The sequence below is a fragment of the Xanthomonas bonasiae genome, from assembly GCF_017163705.1.
GTDB classification, from domain to species: domain Bacteria; phylum Pseudomonadota; class Gammaproteobacteria; order Xanthomonadales; family Xanthomonadaceae; genus Xanthomonas_A; species Xanthomonas_A bonasiae.
Genome location: NZ_JAFIWB010000002.1, coordinates 351158 through 377635, shown reverse-complemented (window position 1 = coordinate 377635; position 26478 = coordinate 351158). Strand labels below are relative to the sequence as shown.

The following is a 26478-nucleotide window of genomic DNA, read 5'->3' as shown; positions in this document are numbered from 1 at the left end:
AGAGGCTGATCGCTATGTCCAACCCCCTGCTAGTCCGCCGTGCCGCCGTCCTGGGCGCGGGCGTGATGGGCGCGCAGATCGCTGCGCACCTGACCAACGCCGGCGTCGACACCGTCCTGTTCGACCTTCCCGCCAAGGACGGCCACCCCGACGGCATCGTGCTCAAGGCCATCGCCAACCTGACCAAGCTGAGCCCCGCCCCGCTCGCCAGCGCCACGCTGGCCGAGGCGATCACGCCGGCCAACTACGCGTCCGGCCTGGAGCAACTGCGCGGCTGCGACCTGATCATCGAAGCCATCGCCGAGCGCATGGACTGGAAACAGGACCTGTACAAGAAGATCGCCCCGTTCGTGGCCGATCACGCGGTCCTGGCCTCCAACACCTCCGGCCTGGGCATCAATGCGCTGTCCGACGTGCTGCCCGAGCAGTTGCGCCACCGCTTCTGCGGCGTGCATTTCTTCAACCCGCCGCGCTACATGCACCTGGCCGAGCTGATCCCGGCCAAGGGCACCGATGCGGCGGTGCTGGAAGGCCTGGAAGCGTTCCTGGTCACCACCCTGGGCAAGGGCGTGGTCTATGCCAAGGACACCCCGAACTTCATCGGCAACCGCATCGGCGTGTTCTCGATCCTGTCCACCATCCACCACACCGCGCAGTCCGGCCTGGGCTTCGACGAAGTGGACGCGCTGACCGGCCCGCTGGTGGGCCGCCCGAAGTCGGCGACCTACCGCACCTCCGACGTGGTCGGCCTGGACACCATGGCCCACGTCATCAAGACCATGGCCGACACCCTGCCCGACGATCCGTGGCACCAGTACTTCGCCTCGCCGAAGTGGCTGGACGCGCTGATCGCCAAGGGCGCGCTCGGCCAGAAGGTCGGCGCCGGCATCTTCCGCAAGGTCGGCAAGGACATTGTGGTGCTGGACCTGGAGAAGCAGGACTACCGTCCGGCCGACCGCAGCGCGGCGCCGGAAGTGGTCGAGATCCTGAAGATCAAGAACCCTGCGGAGAAGTTCGCCAAGCTGCGCGAGAGCCAGCACCCGCAGGCGCAGTTCCTGTGGGCGACATTCCGCGACCTGTTCCACTACAGCGCCTACCACCTGGCCGACATCGCCGAGACCGCGCGCGACGTGGACCTGGCGATCCGCTGGGGCTACGGCTGGTCGCTGGGCCCGTTCGAGACCTGGCAGGCCGCCGGCTGGAAGCAGGTGGCGCAGTGGATCGCCGACGACATCGTGGCCGGCAAGGCCATGTCCAGCGCGCCGCTGCCGGACTGGGTGTTCGACGGCCGCGACGGCGTGCATGCCGCCGAGGGCAGCTACAGCCCGGCGCGCAACGCCAAACTGCCGCGCTCGGCGCTGCCGGTGTACCAGCGCCAGCGCTTCCCCGATCCGCTGCTGGGCGAGAAGTTCGCCCCGGGCGAGACCGTGTTCGAGAACGACGGCCTGCGCCTGTGGCACGACGGCGACGACATCGCCGTGGTCAGCTTCAAGACCAAGATGAACACCGTGTCCGACCAGGTGCTCGACGGCCTGCAGGAAGCGGTCGGCCGCGCCGAGAAGGACTTCAAGGGCCTGGTGCTGTGGCAGCACAAGGAGCCCTTCTCCGCCGGCGCCGACCTGGCCGGCGCGCTGGGCCTGCTGCAGGCCGGCAAGGTCGATGCGTTCGAGGCGATGGTCGCCAACTTCCAGGCCACCAGCCAGCGCATCAAGTATTCGCTGGTGCCGGTGGTCGCGGCGGTGCGCGGCCTGGCCCTGGGCGGCGGCTGCGAATTCCAGATGCACAGCGCCAAGACCGTGGCCGCGCTGGAGAGCTACATCGGCCTGGTCGAGGCCGGCGTCGGCCTGCTGCCGGCCGGCGGCGGCCTGAAGGAGATCGCGGTGCGCGCCTCGCAGGCGGCCGGCCCCGGCGGCGACGTGTTCGCCGAGCTGAAGAAGACCTTCGAGACCGTGGCGATGGCCAAGGTCTCCACCTCGGCGGTCAACGCCAAGGAACTGGGCCTGCTGCGCGGCACCGACAAGATCGTGTTCAACAGCTACGAGGCGCTGTACATCGCCAAGGCCGAAGCGCGCGCGCTGGCCGAGAGCGGCTACCGCCCGCCGCTGCCGGCCCGCCGCATCCAGGTCGCCGGCGACGTCGGCATCGCCACCTTCAAGATGCTGCTGGTCAACATGCTGGAAGGCCGCTTCATCAGCGAGTACGACTACGAGATCGCCACCCGCATCGCCACCGTGCTGTGCGGCGGCGAAGTCGACCGCGGCGCGCTGGTGGACGAGGAATGGCTGCTCAAGCTCGAGCGCAAGCACTTCGTCGAACTGGCCCAGCAGGAAAAGACCCAGGCGCGGATTGGGCACATGCTCAAGACGGGTAAGCCGTTGAGGAACTGAGATTCGGGATTTGGGATTGGGGATTCGCAACAGCGACTCCCATCTCGCCAACGATTCCCTCCAACAATTCATCCGCCGGGCACAAGTACATTCGGGCACCGGGATTCGCTTTGACGAATCCCCAATCCCGAATCCCCAATCCCGGCTTTCGGAGAAAGCCATGAGCAAACAGATCCAGGAAGCCTACATCGTCGCCGCCACCCGTACCCCGGTCGGCAAGGCGCCCAAGGGCGTGTTCCGCAATACTCGTCCGGACGACATGCTGGCGCACGTGTTGCGCGCAGTGGTCGCGCAGGCGCCGGGCATCGACCCCTCGCGCATCGACGATGCGATCATCGGCTGCGCGATGCCCGAGGGCGAGCAAGGCATGAACGTGGCGCGCATCGGCGTGCTGCTGGCCGGGCTGCCGAATTCGGTCGCCGGACAGACCATCAACCGCTTCTGCTCCTCCGGCATCCAGGCCGTGGCGCTGGCCGCGGACCAGATCCGCCTGGGCAACGCCGACCTGATGCTGGCCGGCGGCACCGAGTCGATGTCGATGGTGCCGATGATGGGCAACAAGGTGGCGTTGTCGCCGAGCGTGTTCGCCGACGACCACGTCGCCATCGCCTACGGCATGGGCATCACCGCCGAGAAGGTGGCCGAGGAATGGAAGGTGTCGCGCGAGGACCAGGACGCATTCGCGCTCGCCTCGCACCAGAAGGCCATCGCCGCGATCGCCGCCGGCGAGTTCCGCGACGAGATCACCCCGTACGAGATCCTGTCGCACCAGCCCGACCTGGCCGGCAACGTCATCGCGCTGCGCAAGCGCCTGGTCGACACCGACGAGGGCCCGCGCCCGGACAGCTCGATCGAAGGCCTGGCCAAGCTGCGCCCGGTGTTCCGCAACGGCCAGTTCGGCGGCAGCGTCACCGCCGGCAACTCCTCGCAGATGAGCGACGGCGCCGGTGCGGTGCTGCTGGCCTCCGAGCAGGCGATCAAGGACTACGGCCTGACTCCCCTCGCCCGCTTCGTCAGCTTCTCGGTCGCCGGCGTGCGCCCGGAAGTGATGGGCATCGGTCCGATCGCGGCGATTCCGAAGGCGCTCAAGCAGGCCGGGCTGAGCAAGGACCAGATCGACTGGATCGAGCTCAACGAGGCCTTCGCCGCGCAGTCGCTGGCGGTGATCCGCGACAGCGGCCTGGATCCGTCCAAGGTCAACCCGCTCGGCGGCGCGATCGCGCTCGGCCATCCGCTCGGTGCCACCGGCGCGATCCGCACCGCCACGCTGGTGCACGGCCTGCGCCGCCGCCAGCAGAAGTACGGCATGGTCACCATGTGCATCGGCACCGGCATGGGGGCGGCGGGCATCATCGAAGCGCTCTGAATCCCGCGCCGCGCAAGAAAAAGGGCAGCCTAGGCTGCCCTTTTTCTTGCGCGGCGGTTCGCGCTGCCGAACCCCGTACGCGACGCGGCAGACCCGCGCGCTCCGGCAGCGTTGCCGCGTTCTACTTGCCGCCGGCGTCCACGTCGGCCAGGGCGCGACGCATCATGTCCTGCGCCGGCTTGCTCAGCTTCTCGTGGTCCAGCGCATAGCGGATGGTCGCCTCGATCAGGCCGATATGGGTACCGCAGTCGAAGCGGGTCCCCTCGAAACGGTACGCATGCACCGGATCGCTCTCGATCAGCGCGGCGATCGCATCGGTCAACTGGATCTCGCCGCCGGCGCCCGGTACGGTCTTTTCCAGCAGATCGAAGATCTTGGAGCTGAGCACGTAGCGGCCGACCACGGCCAGGTCGCTCGGCGCATCGGCCGGCTTGGGCTTCTCGACGATCGCGGTGATCTTGCCTTCGCTGCCGTCGAACGCCTCGGTGGCGACGATGCCGTAGCTGCCGGTGCTCTCGTGCGGCACGTCCTGCACCGCGATCACGCTGGCGCCGGAGCGCTCGGCCACGTCGGCCATCTGCGCCAGCGCGCCCGGACCGCGGTTCCAGATCAGATCGTCGGGCAGCAGCACCGCGAACGGCTCGTCGCCGATGATCGGCTTGGCGCACAGCACCGCATGGCCGAGGCCGAGCGCTTCGGCCTGGGTCACGAAGATCGCGCGCACGCCGTTGGGCAGCACATGGCGCACCAGTTCCAGCTGCTCGAGCTTGCCGGCGCGCTCGAGCTTCTGCTCCAGCTCGTAGGCCTTGTCGAAGTAATCCGCAACCGCGTGCTTGTAGCGATTGGTGACGAAGATCAGGGTGTCGCAACCGGCCTCGATCGCCTCGTCCACCGCGTACTGGATCAACGGCCGATCGATGATCGGCAGCATTTCCTTGGGCACCGTCTTGGTGGCGGGAAGGAAGCGGGTACCCAGACCTGCAACCGGGAAAACTGCTTTGCGGATTCTCTTGCTCATCAGAGCCTTCTGGCCTCGCGTGCGGGGAATGGGACGATTGTAGCCGAGCTATCCTGACCGGCTTGTTGTCGCAGCGGCGCGAATTCGGGCATGGTGGTGCGCAGCAATTTCTCGATCGCGTCGCTGTCGTATTCGGCCACCGCCGCACGCAGCTGCTGCAGTCCCTGCAGCACGTTCTCGCGCGAGAAACTGCGCGCGCCGGCCTCCAGGATCTTCGGATGCGAGGTGGGCCGATAGTTCTCGTCGGAATAGAACAAGGTCTCGTGCAGCTTCTCGCCCGGGCGCAGCCCGGTGTAGACGATCGCAATGTCGCGGCCGGGTTGCTTGCCGGCCAGGCGGATCATCTGCTCGGCGAGCAGGCGGATCGGCACCGGCTCGCCCATGTCCAACGTGTAGATCGCGCCGTGCGAGGCCGACGCGGCGGCCTGCACGATCAGCTGGCAGGCCTCGGGAATGGTCATGAAATAGCGGGTCACCTGCGGATCGGTCACGGTGACCGGGCCGCCCTGGCGGATCTGCTCGCGGAACAACGGCACCACGCTGCCGGCCGAATCGAGCACATTGCCGAAGCGCACGGTGACGAAGCGCGTGCCCACCGTCTGGTCGTCCAGCGACTGGCACACCATCTCGGCATAGCGCTTGGAGGCGCCGAGCACGTTGACCGGATTCACCGCCTTGTCGGTGGAGATGAACACGAAGGTCGAGACCTTGGCGGCAACGCAGGCGCGGGCCACGTTCTCGGTGGCCAGCACGTTGTTGCGGACCGCCTCGCGGAACTGCCGCTCCAGCAGCGGCACCTGCTTGTAGGCCGCGGCATGGAACACCGCATCCGGCTCGGCGATGCGCATCGCATGGCGGGTCACGGCCGGATCGCCGCAGTCGCCGAGCACGCACTCGATCTCCAGATCGGGGAAGGTGCGGTGCAGATCGGCATGGATGGTGATCAGCGCCAGTTCGTCGATCTCCAGCAGCACCACCTTGCGCGCGCCATGGCGCGCGCACTGGCGGCACAACTCCGAACCGATCGAACCGCCGGCGCCGGTCACCATGACCGTGCGCCCGGACAACCAGCCCTTGATCAACTTCCAGTCCGGGGTCACCGGCTTGCGCCCGAGCAGGTCCTCGATCGCGACCTCCTTCAGTTCGCCCGGCAGATAGTGGCCTTCGAGCACGTCGAGCAGGCGCGGCACGGTGCGGAACGGCAGCCCGGTGCTTTCGCAGATCGCCACCACCCGCTGCATGCCGGCCGCGTCCAGCGACGGGATCGCGATGACCAGCAGCTTGGCCGCGGTTTCCTTGGCGATCGCGCCGGCTTCGTCGATCCGGCCCAGAATCGGCAGACCCTGCAGCTTGGCGCCATGCAGATGGCCGGCATCGTCGACGAAGCCGACCGGATGATAGGCCCCGGAGCGGCGCAGATCGCGCACCAGCGCCTCGGCCGCACGGCCGGCGCCGACGATCAGCACGCGCCGCGCGGTCTCGTCCGAATGCGCGATCTGGTAGTCCTTCCATGCGCGATACAGCAGCCGCGGCGCGCCGAGCAGCGCCGACAACGCGAACGGGTACACCATCAGCACCGACAGCGGAATGGAATCGAACCGGCTGTAGGCCAGCCCCAGCACGATCGCGACCAGCCCGTAGAAACTGGCCTTGAAGATGTTCAACAGGTCCGGAACGCTGGCGAAGCGCCACAGCCCGCGATACAGGCCGACCTTCCAGAACACCAGGCCCTGCGCCCCCAGCACGATGGCGGTGTTGAGGTTCCACAACGGCAAGGGGTGCTCACCGGGCAGCATCGTGTAGCGCGCCGCATGCAGCAGCTGCCAGCAGATCCAGACGATCGCCAGATCGTGGACGACCACGGAGGCCTTGGGGAACAGCTCGGTAAATCGGTCGCGGATCGAAAGCATCAGTTATCCATGAGAGTTCAGCGCAATCCCTTGCGCAAAGTCAGCCAAAGCGCGCTCGCCGATAGGTACCAGGCAAAAGCCAACCCAACCTGCCCCCCGGTGCGCAGCGTTCCACCGAACCAGGCGATTGTAATCGCGACAATGCTGAACAGGGCATAGGCGAAGGTCACAACCGTGTGGCTCCTGCCTGTATGTACCCAACGCTGGTAAAAATGTTGCGCATGCGGTTGCCACCAGCGTTCGCCGGCGAGCATGCGCGACAGCAGCGTGAAGCCTGCGTCGATGGCGAACGCCGATATTGGTATCAACAGCAACCATGGCGTGAGCCCGGTCGCAACATTGCACAGTGCGAACAGCGCGGCGACCAGAAACCCCAACGCGCCACTGCCGACATCGCCGAGGAAGATGCGCGCCCGCGGATAGTTGAACGGCAGGAAGCCGGCACAGGCCACGATCAGCACCCAGCACGGCCAGCGCAGCGGCGCGGGCAACAGGACGGCGAAACCCAGCGCCACCAGCATCGCCTGGCTGGTCGCCAAGCCATTGATGCCGTCCATGAAGTTCCAGATGTTGATCAGCGAGATCGTCGCCAGCCAGGTCAACGCGGTCAGCCAGGGATTCTGGTGCAATCGGTAGACAAGTCCGGCCAGCAACGTGGCGGCCAGCGCATGCACCAGCAGCCGCAGCGCGGCCGACAGCGGGCGGTGATCGTCCCACCAGCCGATGCCGGCGACCAGCACCAGTCCGGCAGCGAACGCCGCGATGGCCATGCCCTGCTGCGGCCAAAGCGCCGCCGCATACGCGCACCCCGCCAGCACCGTGGCCACGATCGCCACGCCGCCGCCGCGCGGCGTCGCCACCGTATGGCTGCGCCGCTCGCCGGGCGCGTCCATCAGCTTGCGCTTGAGGGCATAGCGGCGCGACAGCCAGGTCCCGACCACGCTGAGCGTCGCCAGCGCAGCGAGCAGCCCCCACCCTGCCACCTGCATCTACACCACCGCGTAGTTGAGCAAGGGCTTGACCGTGCCCCACTCCTTGCAGCTCGGGCATTGCCAGTGATGGGTGCGCGCGCCGAAGCCGCAGCGCGTGCAGCGGTAGCTGGGATTGCGCACCAGCAACTGGTCGGTGATGTGCTTCAGGTCCTGCAGGGTGGCGGTGGAATCGGCACCCTCGGCCAGGGTCAGGTCGATCAACGCCGACTCGCCGCGGACCGACGGCCGATCCTTCAGCTGCCGCCCGAGATAGGCGCGCGCCGCAGACACGCCTTCCTGCGACTCCATCAACCGGGTCAGCGCCAGCACCGGGGCGATGCCGCGATAGTGCTCGGTCATTTCCGACAGGAAGGCGCGCGCGCCGCTGAGATCGTTGCCGCGGCGACGATAGCAATCCATCAGCGCTGGCATGATCTCCGGCAGGTAGTCCGGATCGTGCCGCGCGGCACGTTCGAAGGCGCGGATCGCGGCCTCGTCGTTGCCGTCGTCCACGTCGATGCGCCCTTCCAGGATGCCGGCGCGCACCGAGGTGGCGTCGGCCTGGTAGGCGCGCGCGATCGCCGAGCGTGCCAGCTCGGGCTTGCCGGATGCGCGATAGCGATCGGCCAGCTCGCATTCGAACTGCGCGATCAGCTTGCCCATCGGCTCGCCGGTCACGTCTTCGTAGCGGGTGGCGTTGTCGATCGCCTTTTCCCAGTCGCGCTCGGCCTGGTAGATGCCGATCAGGTGCTTGAGCGCCTGCGGCGCGCGCTGGTCGATCTGCGCCAGCTCGGTGAACACGGTCTCGGCCCGGTCCAGCAGGCCGGATTTCATGTAGTCCTCGCCCAGCGCCAGCAAGGCCTGCACGCGCTGCGGATCGCTGAGATCGGCGCGTTGCACCAGGCCCTGGTGCAGGCGGATCGCGCGGTCGACTTCACCGCGGCGGCGGAACAGGTGACCGAGCGCGACCTGGGTCTCGAAGGTTTCCTTGTCCAGCTCGGCGATATGCAGGAACAGCTCGATCGCCTTGTCCGGCTCTTCGTTGAGCAGGTAGTTCAGGCCGCGGAAATACGTGCTGGAAAGCCGGCTGACCTGCGTGTCGCCGTGGCGCTGGCCACCGCGGCGGCCGATCACCCATCCGCTCAGTGCCGCCAGCGGCAGGAACAGGAAGAACCAGAACCACTCGGTCAGGAAGTCCATCGAAGATCAGCGTCCGTCCACAGGCGGGGTATAGGTCGGTACCGGTGCGACGACCGGCGCGGCAGCGGCGATCGCGGCCTTGTTGGCGCGGCGCAGCTTGGCGTACAGCGGGATCACCAACGTGGCCAGCACCAGCGCCGCGCCGATCACCACGCCGGCGAACAGCGAAACGATGATGGCGATGCCGGAGGTGGTGTTGATGCCGGCGACACCGAAATTGATGACGATCTGCTGCGAATTCAGCGATCCGATGACCAGACCGGCCAGCAGGAACACCAGCAATATCAGCAGACGGGCAATTTTCATGAAGCTCTCCAGCGTCGGGAGACACTAGATTAGCCGAACAGGCGCGGGTTCCGGGAAAGTCCGGGAGGCCACGGCGCGGGCTCGGGGCGTATCAGGGCGTGTCGGACTCGACCGGAACGACGCCGCTGACGCGTTCGCGCAATTCCTTGCCGGGCTTGAAATGCGGCACGTGCTTGCCGGGAAGCGCGACGGATTCGCCGGTCTTGGGATTGCGTCCCAGGCGCGGCGGCCGGTAATGCAGGGAAAAACTGCCGAAACCGCGGATCTCGATGCGGTCTCCGCCGGACAGCGCGCTGCCCATCATTTCCAACAGCGATTTCACCGCCAGATCGACGTCGTCCGCCTTCAGATGCGCCTGCTTGCGCGCCAGGATTTCGATCAGTTCGGACTTGGTCATTCGGATTCGTGCGGTGGGGTCGCAACCCGGCACGGCCCGGATCGACCGGGCCGTGCCAGAAACGCTGCGTGTGGCGGATTACTCGGACTTGTTGCCGTTCAACTGCGCACGCAGCAGCGCGCCCAGCTGGGTGGTGCCGCCCGACGCGGACTGGTATTCCTCCAGCACTTCGCGCATTTCGGCATCGTCCTTGGCCTTGATCGACAGCTGCAGGGTGCGGCCCTTGCGGTCCATGCCCACGAACTTGGCTTCGATCTTGTCGCCGACCTTCAGGTGCTGGGTCGCATCGTCGACGCGCTCGTTGGCGATGTCGCGCGCGGCGACGTAGCCCTCGATGCCGTCGGCCAGGTCGATGGTGGCGCCCTTGGCGTCCACTTCACGCACCACGCCCTCGACCTTCGAACCCTTCGGATTGGCCGCCATGTACTGGCCGAACGGATCCTGCTCCAGCTGCTTGACGCCCAGGCTGATGCGCTCGCGCTCCGGGTCCACCGCCAACACCACCGCTTCCAGCGTGTCGCCCTTCTTGAAGTTGCGCACGATGTCTTCGCCGGTGGTGTTCCAGCTGATGTCCGACAGGTGCACCAGGCCATCGATGCCGCCGTCCAGGCCGATGAAGATGCCGAAATCGGTGATCGACTTGATCTGGCCGGACACCTTGTCGTTCTTCTTGTGGGTGGCAGCGAAGGTTTCCCACGGATTGGCGGCGACCTGCTTCATGCCCAGCGAGATGCGGCGACGCTCCTCGTCCACGTCCAGGACCATGACCTCGACCTCGTCGCCGACCTGCACGACCTTGGACGGGTTGACGTTCTTGTTGGTCCAATCCATTTCCGACACGTGCACCAGGCCTTCCACGCCCGGCTCGATCTCGACGAACGCGCCGTAATCGGTGACGTTGGAGACCTTGCCGTAGACGCGGCTGTTGGCCGGGTAACGACGCGCGATGTTGTCCCACGGATCCTCGCCCAGCTGCTTCAGACCCAGCGAAACGCGGTTGCGCTCGCGGTCGAACTTCAGCACGCGCACGTCCAGCTCGTCGCCGACGTTGACGACTTCGGACGGATGGCGCACGCGCTTCCAGGCCATGTCGGTGATGTGCAGCAGGCCGTCGATGCCGCCCAGGTCCACGAACGCGCCGTAATCGGTCAGGTTCTTGACCACGCCCTTCAGGATCGCGCCTTCCTGCAGCTTGTCCATCAGCTGCTCGCGCTCTTCCGAGTGCTCGCTCTCGACCACGGCACGACGCGAGACCACCACGTTGTTGCGCTTGCGGTCCAGCTTGATGAGCTTGAACTCCAGCTCCTTGCCTTCCAGGTAGGCCGGGTCGCGCACGGGGCGCACATCGACCAGCGAACCCGGCAGGAACGCGCGGACATCCTTGATGTCCACGGTGAAACCACCCTTGACCTTGCCGCTGATGCGGCCGGTGATGGTCTCGTTCTTTTCCAACGCTTCTTCCAGCTCGTCCCACACCATCGCGCGCTTGGCCTTCTCGCGCGACAACACGGTTTCGCCGAAGCCGTTCTCGAGCGAGTCGAGGGCGACCTTGACCAGGTCGCCTTCGGCGACGTCGATCTCGCCAGCGTCGTTACGGAACTGTTCGATCGGCACGATGCCTTCGGACTTCAGGCCGGCGTTGATCACCACCACGTCGCCGCGGACTTCCACGACGGTACCGGTGACGATGGAGCCCGGCTTCAGCTTGGCCAGATTGGTTTGACTGGCTTCGAACAGTTCGGCAAAAGATTCGGTCATTTGAAATTACTCTCGTGGACACACGGACAGTGCGTTTCTTCTGGAAACGGCGGACTGCCCACCTGGTTAGTCGGCCCAAACCGCGGCCGGGTGTGAAATGGGAAAAACCGCAGCGCGACATTGCGCGGCGGCGCGTGGAACAACGGTATTGCGGCATTACGTGAAGCGGATTGCGGGTACATCGCCTGCACGCCACCGAAGCGGCGCCATGCTGCTGCCCTACTCCCGGCGCGACCCTCAGGCGGGCAGCAACTCCAGGACGCGGCCGACCACCTGTTCGATGTCCATGCCGGTGGTGTCGAGGAGGACGGCATCGTCTGCCGGCTTCAGGGGCGCCACCGAACGTTGGGCATCGCGTGCGTCGCGGGCCATGATCTCGCGCAGCAGGTCGTCGAATATAACGGAAACTCCTTTTTCCTTCAACTGGTTATGCCGGCGCATGGCGCGCTCCTCGGCACTGGCGGTCAGGAACACCTTGTACGGGGCGTCCGGGAAAATCACCGTGCCCATGTCGCGGCCATCGGCGACCAGCCCCGGCGGGCGCCGGAACGCGCGCTGGCGCTGCTTCAGCGCCGCGCGCACCTCCGGAATCGCGGCGATCGCCGAGGCCACCGCGCCGGTGGTCTCCAGCCGCAGCTCGTCGGTGGCGTCGACCTCGTTGATCCTGACCCGCAGGCCGCGACCGGCCACGTCCTCGAAGGTGACATGGGTATCGAAGGTGCAGCGCACCAGCGCCGCGGCGTCGGAAATGTCCAGGTTCGCCCAGCTGGCGGCCACGCCGACGGCCCGGTACAGTGCGCCCGAATCCAGGTAATGCCAGCCCAGCTTGCCGGCGACGATGCGGCTGACGGTGCCTTTGCCGGCCCCGGAAGGGCCATCGATGGTCAGGACGGGAGCGGGGTCGTTCATGCGGTTCCTCGGACGGGGGGCGGCGCATTGTAGCCCCGGCGCCGGCCTGGCTGGCGCAAGCAGTTGAAACCATGAAGAAAACCAGGCTATACTCGCCGGCTTACTGATCCAGCGACGTGGTTTCGCCGCGCCGTTTCCTTCTCTAATCCACAAGTTTACGCCGAGGTGTGCCATGAAAGTCCTGTCCTCCCTGAAGTCGGCGAAGACCCGTCACCGCGACTGCAAGGTGGTCCGCCGCCGCGGCAAGGTTTTCGTGATCTGCAAGTCGAACCCGCGTTTCAAGGCTCGCCAGCGCTGATCCGACGACGGCCCGCCCTGCGGCACCGCGCGCACGGTTGCGGGTCATCGACGAAAGCCGCCTTCGGGCGGTTTTTTGTTGCCGAAATTTGCTGTAATCGCCGTTCGTCCTCTGGGGAGCACACCGTGATGAAGCACCGTCTGTCCGCACTGCCGCTGCTGGTCGTCCTGGGTCTGGCCGGGGGCGCTCACGCCGAAACCCTGCTGGTCGAGCGGGTCAAGCAGGAACCCGTGGCGGCGATGCCGGCGCGCGGACTGAGCATGGGTGAGGTCGAGTCGCGCTACGGCGCCCCGCAGCAGAAGCTGGAACCGCGCGGCGGACAGAAGCGGCAGTGGCCGACCATCAACCGCTGGGTGTATCCGGCCTTCACCGTGTACTTCGAGAAGCACAAGGTGGTGGACGTGGTCGCCAACCAGGCCGATGCCAACGAGGTTGGGCCCAAGCCTGCGATTCGGTGATGCGATTCGGGATGCGAGTCCCTTCGCAAGAGCCCGATGTCTGCGAATCCTTCGCAAAAGCCCGCACATCCATGTGCGGGGACTTAAATAACAGCCTGGCTTCGGTCCGGTACGACGTGAGTAGTGGCCTGCAATGAGCGACAGCCTTCGCCTTCCCGCGGAATGGGAGCCCCAGTCCGCCATCCTGATCGCCTGGCCGCATGCCGGCACCGACTGGGCGGAGCGCCTGGCCGAGGTCGAGGAGACCTATATCGCGCTGGTCGCGGCGATCGTGCGCTACCAGCGCGTGCTGATCTGCGTCGCCGATGCCGACCTGCAGATCTATGCCGAGGCGCGGCTGCGCTCGGCGCGGGTGGACATGCAGCGCGTGCAGTTCGTCGAGGCCGACTACGACGACACCTGGCTGCGCGATTCCGGCCCGATCACCCTGGCCCGCGCCGGTGGCGGTTTCCGCTTGCTGGACTTCCGTTTCACCGGCTGGGGCGGCAAGTTCCAAGCCAGCCGCGACGACCAATTGGTCAGCGCGCTCGCCGCGCAGCAGCTGTTTGCGGACAGCGATGTGCGCAGCATCGATTTCGCGCTGGAAGGCGGCGCGATCGACAGCGACGGCGCCGGCACCCTGCTGACCACCTGGCAGTGCCTGCACGAACGCCATCCGCAGCGCTCGCGCGAATCGCTGAGCCGCGACCTGGCCGACTGGCTGGCGCAGCAGCGCGTGCTGTGGCTGGACCACGGCTACCTGGAAGGCGACGACACCGACGCGCATATCGATACCCTCGCCCGCTTCGCCAGCGAAGACGCGATCGTCTACCAGGCCTGCGACGACGCGAGCGATTCGCACTACGCCGAACTGCAGGCGATGGGCGCCGAGCTGGCGGCGCTGCGCACCGCCGACGGTCGCCCGTACCGGCTGTTCCCGCTGCCGTGGGCGCAGCCGGTGATCGACCACGGCCGGCGCCTGGCCGCGTCCTACGCCAACTTCCTGATCGTCAACGGCGCGGTGCTGATGCCGGCCTATGGCGATGCGGCCGATGCGCAGGCGCAGGCGGTGATGGCGCAGGCGTTCCCGCAGCACGACATCGTGCCGATTCCGTGCCGCGCGCTGATCTGGCAGAACGGCAGCCTGCACTGCATCACCATGCAGTTGCCCGAGGGCGTGCTGGCGGCCTGATCCGCGTTCGCTGATCGAAGGCGCGCGGGAGCGACTGCAGGCTTTCGCCAGGTCGCACCGCCCGCAGGCATCGCCATCCGCGCCGCCGGAGGACTCCGCTTCCGAGGCGGCGATGGCGACAGAACGCCGGCATTCGCCCCCCTCTGCGGAACCTGGGCAACGCACCGCATTCGGCACCGCACGGCGCTCGCGCCTCCACGCCGTACCCCCAGGAACATCGCCACGCCGCGCCGGGCGGCATTCATCTGCCGGGAACCTGCCGCGGGGCCATCCGCGTTACCATGCGCGCTTTCGCCGACCATCCTTCCGCAATGAGCCGAAACACTCTTTCCGTCGCGCTGATCCAGGAGCGCAACCATGGCGATGCCGCGGCGAATCTGGCGGTCATCGAATCGCGCGTGGCCGAGGCCGCGGCGCAGGGCGCGCAGCTGGTGCTGCTGCAGGAACTGCACAACGGCGCCTACTTCTGCCAGCACGAGTCGGTGGACGAATTCGATCTGGCCGAGCCGATTCCCGGCCCCAGCACCGAGCGCCTCGGCGCGCTGGCCAGGCGCCATGGCGTGGTGCTGGTCGCCTCGCTGTTCGAGCGCCGCGCCGCCGGCCTGTACCACAACACCGCGGTGGTGTTCGAGAAGGACGGCAGCCTGCTCGGCAAGTACCGCAAGATGCATATTCCGGACGATCCGGGCTTCTACGAGAAGTTCTACTTCACCCCGGGCGATCTCGGCTTCACCCCGATCCAGACCTCGGTCGGCCGCCTCGGCGTGCTGGTGTGCTGGGACCAGTGGTATCCGGAAGCGGCGCGGCTGATGGCGCTGGCCGGTGCCGAACTGCTGCTGTATCCGACCGCGATCGGCTGGGATCCCAGCGACGAGCAGGCCGAGCAGGAGCGCCAGCGCGACGCCTGGATCCTCAGCCATCGCGGCCATGCCGTCGCCAACGGCGTGCCGGTGCTCAGCTGCAACCGGGTCGGCCACGAAGCCTCGCCGCTGGCTGCCGATGGTGTGGTGGGCGCGGCCGGCATCCAGTTCTGGGGCAACAGCCACGTGCTCGGCCCGCAGGGCGAATTCATCGCCGAAGCCGGCGCCGAACCGACCGTGCTGGTCTGCGACGTGGACCTGCAGCGCAGCGAGCACGTGCGGCGGATCTGGCCGTTCCTGCGCGACCGCCGCATCGACGCCTATGGCGATCTGCTGAAGCGCTACATCGATTGAGCCGCCTCTTGGACGACCTGCAGCTGCGTGCCGCCGAGGCCGCCGACATTGCCGCGATCGCCGCGCTGTACGCCGACGAGGTGCGCTGCAACGTCAATACCTACGAGTACGATGCGCCGGACCAGGCGGAAATGCTGCGGCGGATGCAGGACATCGTCGCACACGGCTACCCCTATCTGATCGCGCAGACCGCCGACGGCCGCCTCGCCGGCTATGCCTACGCGAGCAGCTACCGCGCTCGCATCGGCTACCGCTGGACGGTGGAGGACACGATCTACGTGGCGCCGGCGCTGCACGGCCGCGGGATCGGTACGGCGCTGCTGCAGGCGCTGATCGCGGACTGCGAGGCGCGCGGCTTCCGGCAGATGGTGGCGGTGATCGGCGACTCGGCCAACCAGGCCTCGATCCGCCTGCACGAACGCCATGGCTTCATCCCGGTCGGCGTATTCACCGGACTCGGCCGCAAGCATGGCCGCTGGCTGGACACCCTACAGATGCAACGCCCGCTGGGCTCCGGCGCCGACGAGGCGCCCTCCGATGAGTGATGGAATGAACGAACTTTCCCAGGCCGGCGACGACGCCCTGTTCGCCGGCCAGCCGTACCGCATCGTCGAGCGCGACGGCGTGCGCTATACCCTGCTCGGCACCGCGCATGTGTCGCTGGCCAGCGTCGCCGCCGTGGAACGGGCGATCGACAGCGGCCGCTTCGATGCGGTCGCGGTGGAACTGGACCCGCAACGGCTGCAGGCGCTGACCGACCCGGACGCGCTGACCAAGCTGGACCTGGTGCAGGTGATCCGCAAGGGCCGGGTGGCGCTGTTCGCGGCGAACCTGGCGCTGGCCGCCTACCAGCGGCGCCTGGCCGAGCAGTTGGGCATCGAACCCGGCGCCGAACTCAAGCGCGCAGTGCTGTTGGCCCGCGAGCGGCAGCTGCCGGTGTACCTGATCGACCGCGAGGTCGGACTGACCTTCAAGCGCGCCTCCGGCCGGCTCGGTTTCTTCGGCAAACTCAAGCTCGGCAGCGGCCTGCTCGGCGGCCTGTTCGCCTCCGACGAGGTCGGCGAGGCGGAGATCGAGAAGCTCAAGCAGGGCGACATGCTCGAGGCCAGCTTCGGCGACTTCGCCAGCGAAAGCCCGGCGCTGTACGACACCATCATCGCCGAGCGCGACCGCTACATGGCCACCCGCCTGCGCGAGGAACACGCGCAGCGGGCCGCGCCTGGCCAGACGCCGATCGCGACCCCGGACTATCTCGACAGCGCACGTGCCGACGGCATCCGCGACGTGCTGGCGGTGGTCGGTGCCGGTCATCTGGCCGGCCTGGCCAGGCACCTGCAGGACGATCAGGACGATCCGGCCACGCTGCGCAAGACGTTGGAAGACGTGCCGACCAAGAAAAAGGTTCCGTGGATCACCCTGACCCTGACCGCGCTGGTGCTGGGCGGCGTGGCCTGGGGCTACTGGCGCGGCGGCTTCGCGCTGGGCACCGACCTGCTGCTGCAGTGGGTGCTGTTCACCGGCGGCCTGGCCGGGCTGGGCTGCCTGCTGGCCGGCGGCCATCCGCTGAGCATCGTCGCCGGCGCCATCGCCGCGCCGCTGAAGCCGTTCCGGCCCGGCGTGCCGGCCGGTGCGTTCAGCGCGCTGGTCGAGGTGCACATGCGCAAGCCGGCCTACGGCGACTTCCTGGCGCTGCGCGACGACGCGCAGAACCTGCGCGGCTGGTACCGCAACCGCGTCTCGCGGGTGGTGCTGACCTTCCTGCTGACCAACCTCGGCAGCATGGTCGGGGTGTGGCTGGCGGGATTCCGCATCTTCGGCAAGCTGGCCGGTTGAGCTAGCGCGCCGCGGCGGCAGGGCCAGGCGCCCTGCCCCATCGCGTATGGCCTCCGTGTCGTCAACCGTCGTGTGAGGGGCTTCAGCCCCGACGCTCTATCGATAACGGCGTCGGGGCTGAAGCCCCTCCCACAAGTTTTTGCACGATATGCCGCAGGCGACGAGCGCGCGAGCCGTTCCGGCGCGCGGCATATCTGCCTTGGTCAGGACAGCTGCGGCGCCGCCACGCCGCGGCCGCCACGGGCGCGGCGCACCAAGTGCGCCACGCCGCCGCTGAGATCGTCGAGGATCGCGTAGATGGTCGGCAGGAACAGGAGGCTGACCACGGTGGAGAACGCCAGGCCGCCGGCGATCGCGCGCGCCATCGGGTAGTAGGCCGGGCCGTCGCCGAACATCTGCGTGGTGGTCAGCGAGATCGGCACCATCGCCAGGATCGCGGTGCCCATGGTCATCATGATCGGCCGCAAGCGCTCGCGCGACCCTTCCACCAGCGCCTCGGTCCGGCCCAGGCCGCGCCGGCGCAGATTGTTGATGTGCTCGATCATCACGATGCCGTTGTTCACCACCACGCCCATCAGCACCAGGATGCCGATGAAGGCCATGATCCCGAAGTTGGTGCCGGTGATCCAGAACAGCCAGAACACGCCGAAGATCGAGAACAGCACGCCGCTCATGATCGCCGCCGGGAACAGCAGCGATTCGAACACCGCGGCCATCACCACGTAGATCATCAGCAGCGCGATCAGCAGGTTGAACATCATCTGCTGGCCGGCCTTGTCCTCGTCCTGGCCATCGGCCCCGTCGAAACTGTAGTGGTAGCCGGCCGGGAAGCTGACGCCCTTGAGCGTGTCCTCCATCGCCTGCTTGGCCTCGGCCGGTGTGACCTTGACCCCCAGATTGGCGGTGATGGTCAGCGTGGTCTGCCGGTTGGTGCGCCCGATCTGGGTCGCCGCCGGCCGCGTCTGTACGTCCACCAGGCTCAGCAACGGCACGCTGCGCCCGTCCTTGGTGCGCACGTTGAAGCTGTCCAGGTCCTCGGGCGTAGTCTCCTCGGCGCCGGCGAAGCGGACCCACACCGGCACCTCGTTGTCGCCGCGGCGGAACTCGCGCAGCGAGGCGCCGCGCAGCGCCAGGCCGACGAAGCTGGCGACCTGCTCGGCGTTGAAGCCGAACGCCGAGGCGCGGTCGCGATCCACCCGCACCGCCAGCTCGGTGGTGCGGTCGCCGGTGTCCACGCGCACGTCGCGCAATTCCTTGCGCCGCGCCAGCAGCGGCACCACGTCGTCGGCGATCGCGCGCAGCGTCTGGGTGGAATCGCCGACCAGTTGCACCTGCACGCTCTGCGCGCCGCTGCCCTGTCCATTGCCGTTGCCGTTGCTGCCGACGCTGTAGTCAGCCAGCGCCGAGCGCGGCAGCTCCTTGCGGATCTGTTCGATCAGCGCCTGCAGGTCGCGCACCTGCTTGAGGTCCACGGTCAGCGTGGTGCTGCTGCCTTCCACTTCGCTGAACCACGAATACACCTGGGTGACGTGATAGCGCTGGCGGCGCGCGTCGATGAAGCGTTCGAGCTTGGCGACCTCGGTGGACAGCTGCTCGCGCGTATACGACCCCTTCCACTGGTAGCCGATGAAGATCTGTTCGCCGCCGTCGCCGCCGAACATGTCCTTCTTGGTCTGCAGCATCGGCACCACGCTGAGCGCGGTGATCAGCGCGATCGCGGCCACGCTCCAGCCGCGATGGGCCAGCGACCAGCGCAGCACGCGGGCATAGCGGCGCTGCAGGCGCGGGATCAGGCCGCGCTCGGAGCGGACCAGCGCCGGCGTGCGCATGCGCGCGGACAGCATCGGGATCAGGCTCACCGCCACCAGCCACGAGGCCAGCAGCGACACCGAGATGGTGATCGCGATCTGCGCCATGAAGATGCTGATGTTGTTGGTTTCGCCGAACAGGTTCGGCACGAACACGATGCAGTGGCACAGGGTGCCGGCCGACAGCGCGATGGCCACGTTGCGGGTGCCGATGATCGATGCCAGCTGCGGCTGGTCCGGCATGCGCTCGCGTTCCTGGTAGATGCTCTCCACCACCACCACCGCGTTGTCCACCAGCATGCCCACCGCCAGCAGCAGGCCCATCATGGTCAGGATGTTGAGGGTCACCCCGGCGAAGTACATGAAGCCCAGGGTGATGGTGAAGCAGATCGGGATCGCCAGGGTCACCATCAGCGTCGACGGCCAGTGGCGCAGGAAGAAGAACAGCACCGTCACCGACAGCAGCAGGCCGACCCCGCCGGCCTCGGCCAGTTCGGTCAGCGACGAGGTCACCGCCTTGCCCTGGTTGTCGATGACCTTGACCTGCACGTCGCTGAGCGCCGGCTGGGTGCGGATCTGCTCCACCTCGGCCAGCACCGCGCGCGACACCTCGACCAGGTTGGCGCTGCGTTCCTTGTACACGTCCAGGCCCACCGCCGGGCGCCCGTCCAGGCGCCGGCCGTAGTTCATCCGGGTCGGCTTCAGCCGGATGTCGGCGATATCGCCCAGGCGCAGGCCCTTGTTGTCGATGACCAGGTCGCGCAGTTCCTGCAGGTCGCGCAGTTCGCCGACCGGCTGCACCCGCAGGCGCTGGCCGTGGTCGTCGATCTGCCCGGCCGACAGCGAGAAATTGAGCTTGCCCAGGCGCTCGCTGAGATCGTTGAGGCTGAGGTTGTGCGCGCTGAGCCGGTCCGGCGCGATCGCGATCTCCACCTCGTTCGGCGGCGCGCCGGACACCTCCACCTTGGCCACGCCGGGGATGCGTTCCAGGCGCCGCTTGAACTCGCGGTCGAGCATGTCGTAGGCGCCGGTCAGGTCGGCCGCGCCAGCCAGGCGCACCTTCAATACCGGCTCGTCGCTGCTGGACCACTTGAACACGTGGTAGCGCTGCAGATCGTCGGGCAGGTCGGCGCGGATCGCGTCGATGCGCTCGCGCGCGTCGGAGGCGGCGATGGCGATGTCGCGATCCCAATCGGAGAACTCGATGAAGATGTTGGCGCCGTCGGCGGTCGCAGTCGAGCGCATGCGCTTGATCCCGGTCATCGTCGCCAGCGCTTCCTCGGTCGGCCGCACCAGGTTGCGCTCGACCTCGTCGGGGGTGGAACCGCTGTACGGCAACTGCACGAACAGGAACGGCGCGGAGATGTCCGGCAACGCCTCCAGCGGCAACCGGAACGCCGCGATCAATCCGACCACCACCAGCGAAACGAAGCACATGATGGTGGTGATCGGACGGCGGATGCTGAACTCGGCGACGCTCATGCCGGTTCACCCGCGCCGTCGCCTGCGCCGTGGCCAAGCCCTTCCAGACGCCGCCGCGCGCGCTGCCCGCGCTCGGCGTAATAGCCGTCGGCGCGACGATCCAGTCGGTCGTAGACCACCGGGATCACCACCAGCGTCAGCAGCGTGGACACCAGCAGGCCGCCGATCACGGTGATCGCCATCGGCGCGCGTACTTCGGCGCCCTCGCCCGCCGCCACCGCCAGCGGCAGGAAGCCGAACAGCGTGCACAGCGTGGTCATGATGATCGGCCGCAAACGCGAGCGTGCGCCCTCGATCAGCGCCTCGCGCTTGGCCACGCCCTCTTCGCGCAGCTGGTTGACCTTGTCGATCAGGATGATCGCGTTCTTGGTCACCAGCCCGACCAGCAGGATCAGGCCGATGAACACCACCACCGATACCGGCTTGCCGGTCAGCAGCAGCGCCAGTACCGCGCCGACCATCGCCAGCGGGATGGTGAACAGGATCACGAACGGGTGCAGCAGCGATTCGAACTGCGAGGCCATCACCAGGTACACCAGGAAGATCGCCAGACCGAATGCGAACAGCAGCGACTTGGCCGACTGCGCCAGTTCCTCGCCCTGCCCGCCGATGTGCATGCCGACGCCGGCACCGAGCGGCTCGCGCGCGACCATGTCCTGCACCTCGCGCACCGCGCCGCCCAGATCGATGTCGCGCAGGTTGGCCGACACGATCGCCACGCGGATCTGGTCGGCGCGGTGGATCTCGCTGGGACCGGTGGTGGCGACCACGTCGGCGACCGCATCCAGCGTCACCGGCTTGCTGCTGCCGGGATTGACGATCAGCCGGCGGATGCTGTCGACGCTGGCGCGGTCGCTCTGCTGCGCGCGCACCAGCACGTCGATCTTGCGGTCGCGGAAGCTGTAGCGGGTGGCGACGTCGCCGCGCACCTTCTTCACCACCACGTCGGCGATCTGCCGCGTGGTCAGGCCCAGCGCACCGGCACGCTCCTGGTCGAAGCGGATCTGGATTTCCGGGAAGCCCTCTTCCACCGTCGATTTCACGTCGGCGTAGTGGCCATTGCCGCGCAACATCGCGGTCAGCTTCTGGCCGGCGTGCTGGATCGTCTCCAGGTCCTGCCCGCGCAGCTCGATTTCCAGCGGCGTGGAGAAACTGAACAGCTCCGGGCGGCTGAAACCGACCTGCACGCCCGGATGCTTGCGCATCGTCGCGCGCATGCGGTCGCTCTGCTGCGCCTCGAACTGCGCGCTGCCGCCGCCGGCCATGGCGATGGTCAGCTTGCCGATGTTCTCGCCGCTTTCGGTGGGGCTGGCATCGAGCCGGGTGCCGCTGCCGCTGACGCCGTACAGCGCCTGCACGCCGGCGTCCTTGCCGTGGGTTTCCTGCAGCTCGCGCACCAGCGCATCGGTCTGCCGCAACGGCGTGCCGGCCGGCAGCTTCACCGTCATCTCGAAGCGGTCCTGCGCCAATTGCGGGATCAGGTCGGCGCCGAGCATCGGCACCACCGCCAAGGTCGCCGCGAATGCCAGCGCAGCCAGGCCCAGCACCTGCCACGGCCGCGCCAACGCGCCCGGCAGCAACCGCAGATAGCCGCGTTCGGCACGCGCATACGGCGCCATCGCCAGGTCGCTGGCCTTGCGCATCACCGGCGCGATCACCGCCACGCCGCCGCGCCACAGCCGCACCACCAGCCACGCCACGCCGAAGAAACCGCCGCGCACCGCCGCGGCGGCACCGCGCCGGCCCCACGCCACCGGCTTCAGCCAGCCGCGCTGCGGCTGCCATTGCGGCTGCTCGGGTTCGGGCGGGAACGCCAGCGGCGGGCGTCCCTTCAGCGAACTGAGCATCGGGATCAGGGTCATCGACACCACCAGCGAGATCGCGATGGCGATCGCCACGGTCAGGGCCTGGTCGCGGAACAACTGTCCGGCCACGCCCTCGACGAACACCAGCGGCAGGAACACCGCGATCGTGGTCAGGGTCGAGGCGACCACCGCCATGCTCACCTCGCGGGTGCCGGCGATCGCCGCATCGAGGATGCTCAGGCCGCGCTCGCGCGCCTTGGCGATGCTCTCCAGCACCACGATCGAATCGTCCACCACCAGCCCGGTGGCCAGCGCCAGTCCGCCCAGCGACATCACATTCAAGCTCAGCCCGAGCTGGCCCATGAAGAAGAACGTGGCCACGATCGACACCGGCAGCGACAGACTGATCACGAACGTGCTCCAGCCGTCGCGCAGGAACAGGAAGATGATCAGGATCGCCAGCAGGCCGCCGATCACCGCGTCCTTCTTGACGTCGCCGATGGCGTGCTCGATGAAGCGCGACTGGTCTTCCAGCGTGGTCAGTTCCACGTCCGGCGGGATCTGCGTCTTCAGCTGCTCCAGGCGCTTGCGCAGCGCCGCCGCGGTGGACACGGTGTTGGCGTCGCCTTCCTTGTAGATCGCCAGTTCCACCGCTTCCTTGCCGCCCAGGCGGATGATCGCCTCGCGCTCCTTGTAGCCCTGCCGCACCTCGGCCACGTCCTTCAGCCGCACCGGCATGCCGTTGGCGATGGTGGTAGTGGAACTGGACGAGGCGCTCTGCGCCGCCGAGGCCGCGGCCAGCGCCGCTTCCGAGCCGGTCGAGGCGGCGATCGCGTACATCTGCTGCATCGCCGAGTCGGCGGCGCTGCTGCCCGCACCCTGCGTGGTCAGCAGCAGGTTGCGGATCTCGTCCAGATCCACGAACTGGTTGACCGTGCGCACCAGGTAGCGCTGCGAGCCCTGCTCCAGGCGCCCGCCGGAGATGTTGATGTTCTCTTCCTTGAGCCGGGTGATGACGTTGTCGATCGGCAGGCTCAGCTGCGCCAGCCGCTGCTGGTCGATGTCGACCTGGATCTCGTCTTCCAGCCCGCCGCCGACCTTGACCGCGGCTACGCCGGCCACCGGCTCCAGCTTCTTCTTCAGGTCTTCGTCGGCATAGCGGCGCAACTGGGTCAGCGCGCGCACCGCATCGGCGTCGCTGGCCGGCGTCGCCTTGCTCGCCAGCACCAGGCGCATGATCGGCTCGGTGGACGGATTGAAGCGCAGCAGCACCGGCGCCTTGGCTTCCAGCGGCAGCTCCAGCGCCTCCATCTTGTCGCGCACCTCCAGGCTGGCCTGGTCCATGTTGGTGCCCCAGGCGAACTCCAGCACCACGTCGCTCTGCCCGGTGCGCGACACCGACTTGAGCTTGCGCAGGTTCTTGACCACGCCGACCGCTTCCTCGACCGGCTCGGTCACCAGCGTCTCGATCTCCGACGGCGCCGCGCCGGTGTACTCGGTGCGCACGGTCAGGGTCGGATAGCTCAGGTCGGGCAGCAGGTTGACCTTGAGGCTGTTCAGCGCGATCACGCCGAACAGCAGCAGCGTCACCGTGGCCATCGCGATGGTGACGCGGCGGCGCGTGGCGAATTCGACCAGCCCACCGCCGCGCACGCCCGGCGGCGAATGTTCGTGCGGATCGCTGCCGTGATCGGAACCGGCGCTGGTCATCAGTGCGCTCCGACCGCGGCGCCGCCGCCGACCTCGGCGACCTCGCGCTGCGGCGCGATCACCTGCACGCGGCTGCCGTCGCGCAAGGCGACCTTGCCGGCGGTGACCACCTGGTCGCCGGGCTGCAGGCCGTCGCGGATCTCCACCCACGGGCCTTCGGAGTAGCCCAGCTTGACCGGCACCCGCGTGACCTTGCCGGCACTGACCCGGAACACCGCCGGCTCGCCGTCGTCGAGCAGCGCCAGGCGCGGCACCACCAGCGCATCGGCGCGCTGGTCGTAGTCGATGCGGATGCGCCCGAACATGCCAGGCTGCAAGGCTTCGGCCCCTTCCTCGAACGCGCACACCACGCGGAACGTGCCGCTGCCCGAATCCACCACCGGCGCGATGCGATCGACCTTGCCGAGGTACTGCTTGCCCGGCAGCGCGTCGGCCAGCAGCGTCACCGGCTGCCCGGCCTTGAGCGTGGCCAGCTCGCGCTCGGGCACGTTGAGCGTGGCTTCCAGGCGCGAGTCGTCGACGATGCGGAAGATCGGCGTATTGATCTGCACGAAGTTGCCGGTCTTGATCGAACGCGACGCGATCACTCCGGAGATCGGCGCGACCACCGTCGCGTAGGACAGCTCCAGCGACGCCAGCTGGTGCTGCGCGCGCACGTTGGCCAGGTCGTACTTGATCTGGTCGACATCGGCGGCGCTGACCAGTTGCTGGCCGACCAGTTGCTCCGAGCGCCGGTAGTTGTTCTCCAGCTTGCGCAGCTGCGCCTCGCTCTGCGCCACCGCCAGCCGTGCGCGGTCCGGATCCAGCCGCACCAGCGGCTGCCCGGCGCGGACCTGCTGGCCCTCCTCGGCCAGCACCGCCAGCGCCACGCCGGAGGTCTTGGCCACCACCTGCGATTCGGCGCGCGCCTCCAGCGCCGCGGTGCCGCTGTAGCTGGCCGCCACCGCGCGCCGGCTGGCCTTGGCCACCTCGACCGGGACCGCGTCGGGCGCCTTCTCGGCCTCCTTGGCCTTGGCCTGCGCATCGCCGGCCGCCGGCTTGCAGCCGCCGAGCAACAGCGTGGAGGTGATCAACAGCGCGGCGGCGCAGCTGGCGGTGCGTCGGCGCGTGGAATATCGCGTCATCGTCGTGTCCCTGGTGGATGGCGTGAATGGTGTTGTAGGTAAGTAGATCACCTGATGACGCCCAGGTGAATGAGCCAAAGGTCATGGTCCACCGCACGGTGCGGCGTGGAGGATTCCCAAGGCCTGTTTCGGAGCCGCGAAAGGCCAGGCTATACTCGGGTCGTTCCGTGTTCCCCCACGCCGGAACTCCCAGTCCCGTCCTCCGGACCACGAAACCATGCGCACGCAGCCGCTAGCCGCTTGTTTTGCTTTGGCCGTACTCGTTTCTCTCGGGGTTGCCCCGGCCGCGGCGCAGACCGCGCCGGCGCCCGCCGCTCCCGCCCCAGCCGCCGCCCCGGCGGCGCCCGCTGCCGCCGTCGGCCATGCCGACAACGGCAGACTGCTGACCTATACCTGCCAGGGCTGCCACGGCGTCACCGGCTACAAGAATGCCTACCCGAGCTACCGCGTTCCCAAGATCGGCGGCCAGTCGGCGCAGTACCTGACCCAGGCGCTGACCGAATACCGGCTCGGCAAGCGCAAGCATCCGACCATGCAGGCCCAGGCGGAGAGCTTCTCCGACCAGGACATCGCCGACATCGCCGCTTACCTGACCACCCTCAAGTAGCCATCCCATGCCGAAAGCCGCGCACGCATTGCGTCCCGCCATCGTCCTGCTTGCTGCCCTGTGCCTGGGGGCGTGTTCGCAATCGCAGGTGGAATCCACCAGCCAGTCCGCCGGCGACCCCGGCCACGCCAGCGGCGAACATGGGTCCGGCTCGTCCGCCGGCCTGCCGAGCGGGCGTGCCGCTGCCGGCGAGAAACTGGCCCACGCCAAGGGCAAGGCCACCGGGCAGAGCTGCATCGACTGCCACGGCGCCGACGGCAACGCGCCGATCGACCCGAGCTATCCCAAGCTCGGCGGCCAGTACGGCGACTATGTCGCGCATGCCCTGCAGGCGTACCGTGCCGGCGATCGCCAGCATCCGCTGATGACCCCGCAGGCGGCGCCGCTCAGCGACCAGGACATCGCCGACCTGGCGGCGTATTTCGGATCGCGCGCCACCCAACTGCGCGACCTGCACGGCGTGAAGTGATCGCGGCGCCGGCATCTTGCCGGCACCGGTTTCCATCGCAAGTCCGCACGCCAAACGCGGCATAGCCGGCGTCAGGTGCCCGGCTTCGTGCCGGACCGGCCGAGATCGGCGAAGCGGTGTGAGCGCATCTGGATTGAGCGCGATCGCCCGCATGTCGGCGGCGAGCCACCTTTCTGTAGGCGCGGCGAACGCAATCCGGCCTTGCGCCGGTTTCGGCGATCGGTCGCGGCTGAAGCCGCTCCTACTGCATTCAACCCGTCGGCCGCGAGTTCTGTAG

At 67.9% G+C, this 26478-nt stretch carries 21 protein-coding genes; 10 read left to right on the top strand and 11 right to left on the bottom strand.

Translation table 11 applies throughout. From position 1 onward, the window contains the following. Positions 1-14: 14 nt before the first annotated feature. Both JR064_RS04330 and JR064_RS04325 read left to right on the top strand, forming a co-directional pair. Positions 15-2387, top strand: coding sequence for a 3-hydroxyacyl-CoA dehydrogenase/enoyl-CoA hydratase family protein (locus tag JR064_RS04330; protein WP_206228912.1), 2373 nt, complete (start codon positions 15-17; stop codon positions 2385-2387). A 160-nt stretch (positions 2388-2547) separates the two neighbouring features. Further along, a complete protein-coding gene (locus JR064_RS04325) occupies positions 2548-3753 on the top strand; it encodes an acetyl-CoA C-acyltransferase (protein WP_179564937.1) in 1206 nt (401 codons plus the stop codon). A gap of 121 nt (positions 3754-3874) precedes the next feature. Here the strand turns inward: JR064_RS04325 and galU are convergent, their stop codons facing one another. The 8 genes from galU to cmk form a co-directional block, all read right to left on the bottom strand. Then, entirely contained in the window at positions 3875-4771 is an 897-nt protein-coding gene (gene galU, locus JR064_RS04320) for a UTP--glucose-1-phosphate uridylyltransferase GalU (protein WP_191824135.1), read from the bottom strand. After that, positions 4771-6681: a polysaccharide biosynthesis protein gene (locus JR064_RS04315; protein WP_206228911.1), complete on the bottom strand. Its 1911-nt coding sequence runs from the start codon at positions 6679-6681 to the stop codon at positions 4771-4773. Before JR064_RS04315 ends, galU begins: the two co-directional genes overlap by 1 nt. A 17-nt stretch (positions 6682-6698) precedes the next feature. After that, complete coding sequence (locus JR064_RS04310; RefSeq protein ID WP_206228910.1) at positions 6699-7670, bottom strand: MraY family glycosyltransferase; 972 nt, start codon at positions 7668-7670, stop codon at positions 6699-6701. After that, a complete protein-coding gene (gene lapB, locus JR064_RS04305; protein ID WP_179564944.1) occupies positions 7671-8852 on the bottom strand; it encodes a lipopolysaccharide assembly protein LapB in 1182 nt (393 codons plus the stop codon). A 6-nt stretch (positions 8853-8858) separates the two neighbouring features. Then, entirely contained in the window at positions 8859-9158 is a 300-nt protein-coding gene (locus JR064_RS04300; RefSeq protein WP_185816297.1) for a LapA family protein, read from the bottom strand. Positions 9159-9249: 91 nt separating this feature from the next. Continuing rightward, positions 9250-9555, bottom strand: a complete 306-nt coding sequence (locus tag JR064_RS04295) for an integration host factor subunit beta (RefSeq protein ID WP_179564946.1) — start codon at positions 9553-9555, stop codon at positions 9250-9252. Positions 9556-9633: 78 nt separating this feature from the next. Further along, positions 9634-11313, bottom strand: coding sequence for a 30S ribosomal protein S1 (rpsA, locus tag JR064_RS04290; protein ID WP_179564947.1), 1680 nt, complete (start codon positions 11311-11313; stop codon positions 9634-9636). Between the two features lie 237 nt (positions 11314-11550). Next, positions 11551-12222 (bottom strand): (d)CMP kinase, encoded by a 672-nt coding sequence (gene cmk / locus JR064_RS04285; protein WP_206228909.1) that lies wholly within the window; start codon positions 12220-12222, stop codon positions 11551-11553. A gap of 172 nt (positions 12223-12394) precedes the next feature. Between cmk and ykgO the strand changes: the two genes are divergently transcribed. From ykgO to JR064_RS04255, 6 genes are all read left to right on the top strand, one after another. After that, complete coding sequence (ykgO, locus tag JR064_RS04280) at positions 12395-12520, top strand: type B 50S ribosomal protein L36 (protein WP_005913193.1); 126 nt, start codon at positions 12395-12397, stop codon at positions 12518-12520. A gap of 128 nt (positions 12521-12648) precedes the next feature. Continuing rightward, on the top strand, positions 12649-12978 hold the full coding sequence (locus tag JR064_RS04275) for a hypothetical protein (RefSeq protein WP_206228908.1): 330 nt from the start codon (positions 12649-12651) through the stop codon (positions 12976-12978). Between the two features lie 133 nt (positions 12979-13111). Continuing rightward, on the top strand, positions 13112-14149 hold the full coding sequence (locus tag JR064_RS04270) for an agmatine deiminase family protein (protein ID WP_191824132.1): 1038 nt from the start codon (positions 13112-13114) through the stop codon (positions 14147-14149). Between the two features lie 311 nt (positions 14150-14460). Continuing rightward, a complete protein-coding gene (locus JR064_RS04265) occupies positions 14461-15363 on the top strand; it encodes a carbon-nitrogen hydrolase (protein WP_206228907.1) in 903 nt (300 codons plus the stop codon). After that, entirely contained in the window at positions 15360-15908 is a 549-nt protein-coding gene (locus tag JR064_RS04260) for a GNAT family N-acetyltransferase (protein ID WP_241092843.1), read from the top strand. The genes JR064_RS04265 and JR064_RS04260 overlap by 4 nt, the downstream gene beginning before the upstream one ends. Positions 15909-15912: 4 nt before the next feature. Further along, positions 15913-17196 (top strand): TraB/GumN family protein, encoded by a 1284-nt coding sequence (locus tag JR064_RS04255; protein ID WP_179564955.1) that lies wholly within the window; start codon positions 15913-15915, stop codon positions 17194-17196. Between the two features lie 203 nt (positions 17197-17399). On the opposite strand, the gene JR064_RS04250 is transcribed toward JR064_RS04255, so the two are convergent. From JR064_RS04250 to JR064_RS04240, 3 genes are read right to left on the bottom strand one after another with little or no spacing between them, the layout of a single operon-like run. Beyond that, on the bottom strand, positions 17400-20486 hold the full coding sequence (locus tag JR064_RS04250) for an efflux RND transporter permease subunit (protein WP_179564957.1): 3087 nt from the start codon (positions 20484-20486) through the stop codon (positions 17400-17402). Then, the gene (locus tag JR064_RS04245; protein WP_206228906.1) at positions 20483-24001 is read right to left on the bottom strand and encodes an efflux RND transporter permease subunit; all 3519 of its coding nucleotides are present in this window, start codon (positions 23999-24001) and stop codon (positions 20483-20485) included. Before JR064_RS04245 ends, JR064_RS04250 begins: the two co-directional genes overlap by 4 nt. After that, the gene (locus JR064_RS04240; RefSeq protein WP_179564961.1) at positions 24001-25125 is read right to left on the bottom strand and encodes an efflux RND transporter periplasmic adaptor subunit; all 1125 of its coding nucleotides are present in this window, start codon (positions 25123-25125) and stop codon (positions 24001-24003) included. The genes JR064_RS04245 and JR064_RS04240 overlap by 1 nt, the downstream gene beginning before the upstream one ends. A gap of 217 nt (positions 25126-25342) precedes the next feature. On the opposite strand from JR064_RS04240, the gene JR064_RS04235 reads away from it, so the two are divergent. Together JR064_RS04235 and JR064_RS04230 are read left to right on the top strand one after the other, a co-directional pair. Next, positions 25343-25732, top strand: a complete 390-nt coding sequence (locus tag JR064_RS04235) for a c-type cytochrome (protein WP_179564963.1) — start codon at positions 25343-25345, stop codon at positions 25730-25732. A 7-nt stretch (positions 25733-25739) separates the two neighbouring features. Further along, on the top strand, positions 25740-26201 hold the full coding sequence (locus tag JR064_RS04230; RefSeq protein ID WP_179564965.1) for a c-type cytochrome: 462 nt from the start codon (positions 25740-25742) through the stop codon (positions 26199-26201). The last annotated feature ends 277 nt before the right edge of the window (positions 26202-26478 follow it).

Coding starts and splice junctions, on each gene's coding strand:
- lapB (WP_179564944.1), bottom strand. CDS start 8,852: ATGGACTTCCTGACCGAGTGGTTCTGGTTCTTCCTGTTCCTGCCGCTG.
- JR064_RS04255 (WP_179564955.1), top strand. CDS start 15,913: ATGAACGAACTTTCCCAGGCCGGCGACGACGCCCTGTTCGCCGGCCAG.
- JR064_RS04325 (WP_179564937.1), top strand. CDS start 2,548: ATGAGCAAACAGATCCAGGAAGCCTACATCGTCGCCGCCACCCGTACC.
- galU (WP_191824135.1), bottom strand. CDS start 4,771: ATGAGCAAGAGAATCCGCAAAGCAGTTTTCCCGGTTGCAGGTCTGGGT.
- JR064_RS04270 (WP_191824132.1), top strand. CDS start 13,112: ATGAGCGACAGCCTTCGCCTTCCCGCGGAATGGGAGCCCCAGTCCGCC.
- JR064_RS04240 (WP_179564961.1), bottom strand. CDS start 25,125: ATGACGCGATATTCCACGCGCCGACGCACCGCCAGCTGCGCCGCCGCG.
- JR064_RS04330 (WP_206228912.1), top strand. CDS start 15: ATGTCCAACCCCCTGCTAGTCCGCCGTGCCGCCGTCCTGGGCGCGGGC.
- JR064_RS04230 (WP_179564965.1), top strand. CDS start 25,740: ATGCCGAAAGCCGCGCACGCATTGCGTCCCGCCATCGTCCTGCTTGCT.
- JR064_RS04275 (WP_206228908.1), top strand. CDS start 12,649: ATGAAGCACCGTCTGTCCGCACTGCCGCTGCTGGTCGTCCTGGGTCTG.
- JR064_RS04235 (WP_179564963.1), top strand. CDS start 25,343: ATGCGCACGCAGCCGCTAGCCGCTTGTTTTGCTTTGGCCGTACTCGTT.
- cmk (WP_206228909.1), bottom strand. CDS start 12,222: ATGAACGACCCCGCTCCCGTCCTGACCATCGATGGCCCTTCCGGGGCC.
- JR064_RS04245 (WP_206228906.1), bottom strand. CDS start 24,001: ATGACCAGCGCCGGTTCCGATCACGGCAGCGATCCGCACGAACATTCG.
- JR064_RS04310 (WP_206228910.1), bottom strand. CDS start 7,670: ATGCAGGTGGCAGGGTGGGGGCTGCTCGCTGCGCTGGCGACGCTCAGC.
- ykgO (WP_005913193.1), top strand. CDS start 12,395: ATGAAAGTCCTGTCCTCCCTGAAGTCGGCGAAGACCCGTCACCGCGAC.
- JR064_RS04300 (WP_185816297.1), bottom strand. CDS start 9,158: ATGAAAATTGCCCGTCTGCTGATATTGCTGGTGTTCCTGCTGGCCGGT.
- JR064_RS04315 (WP_206228911.1), bottom strand. CDS start 6,681: ATGCTTTCGATCCGCGACCGATTTACCGAGCTGTTCCCCAAGGCCTCC.
- JR064_RS04250 (WP_179564957.1), bottom strand. CDS start 20,486: ATGAGCGTCGCCGAGTTCAGCATCCGCCGTCCGATCACCACCATCATG.
- JR064_RS04265 (WP_206228907.1), top strand. CDS start 14,461: ATGAGCCGAAACACTCTTTCCGTCGCGCTGATCCAGGAGCGCAACCAT.
- JR064_RS04295 (WP_179564946.1), bottom strand. CDS start 9,555: ATGACCAAGTCCGAACTGATCGAAATCCTGGCGCGCAAGCAGGCGCAT.
- rpsA (WP_179564947.1), bottom strand. CDS start 11,313: ATGACCGAATCTTTTGCCGAACTGTTCGAAGCCAGTCAAACCAATCTG.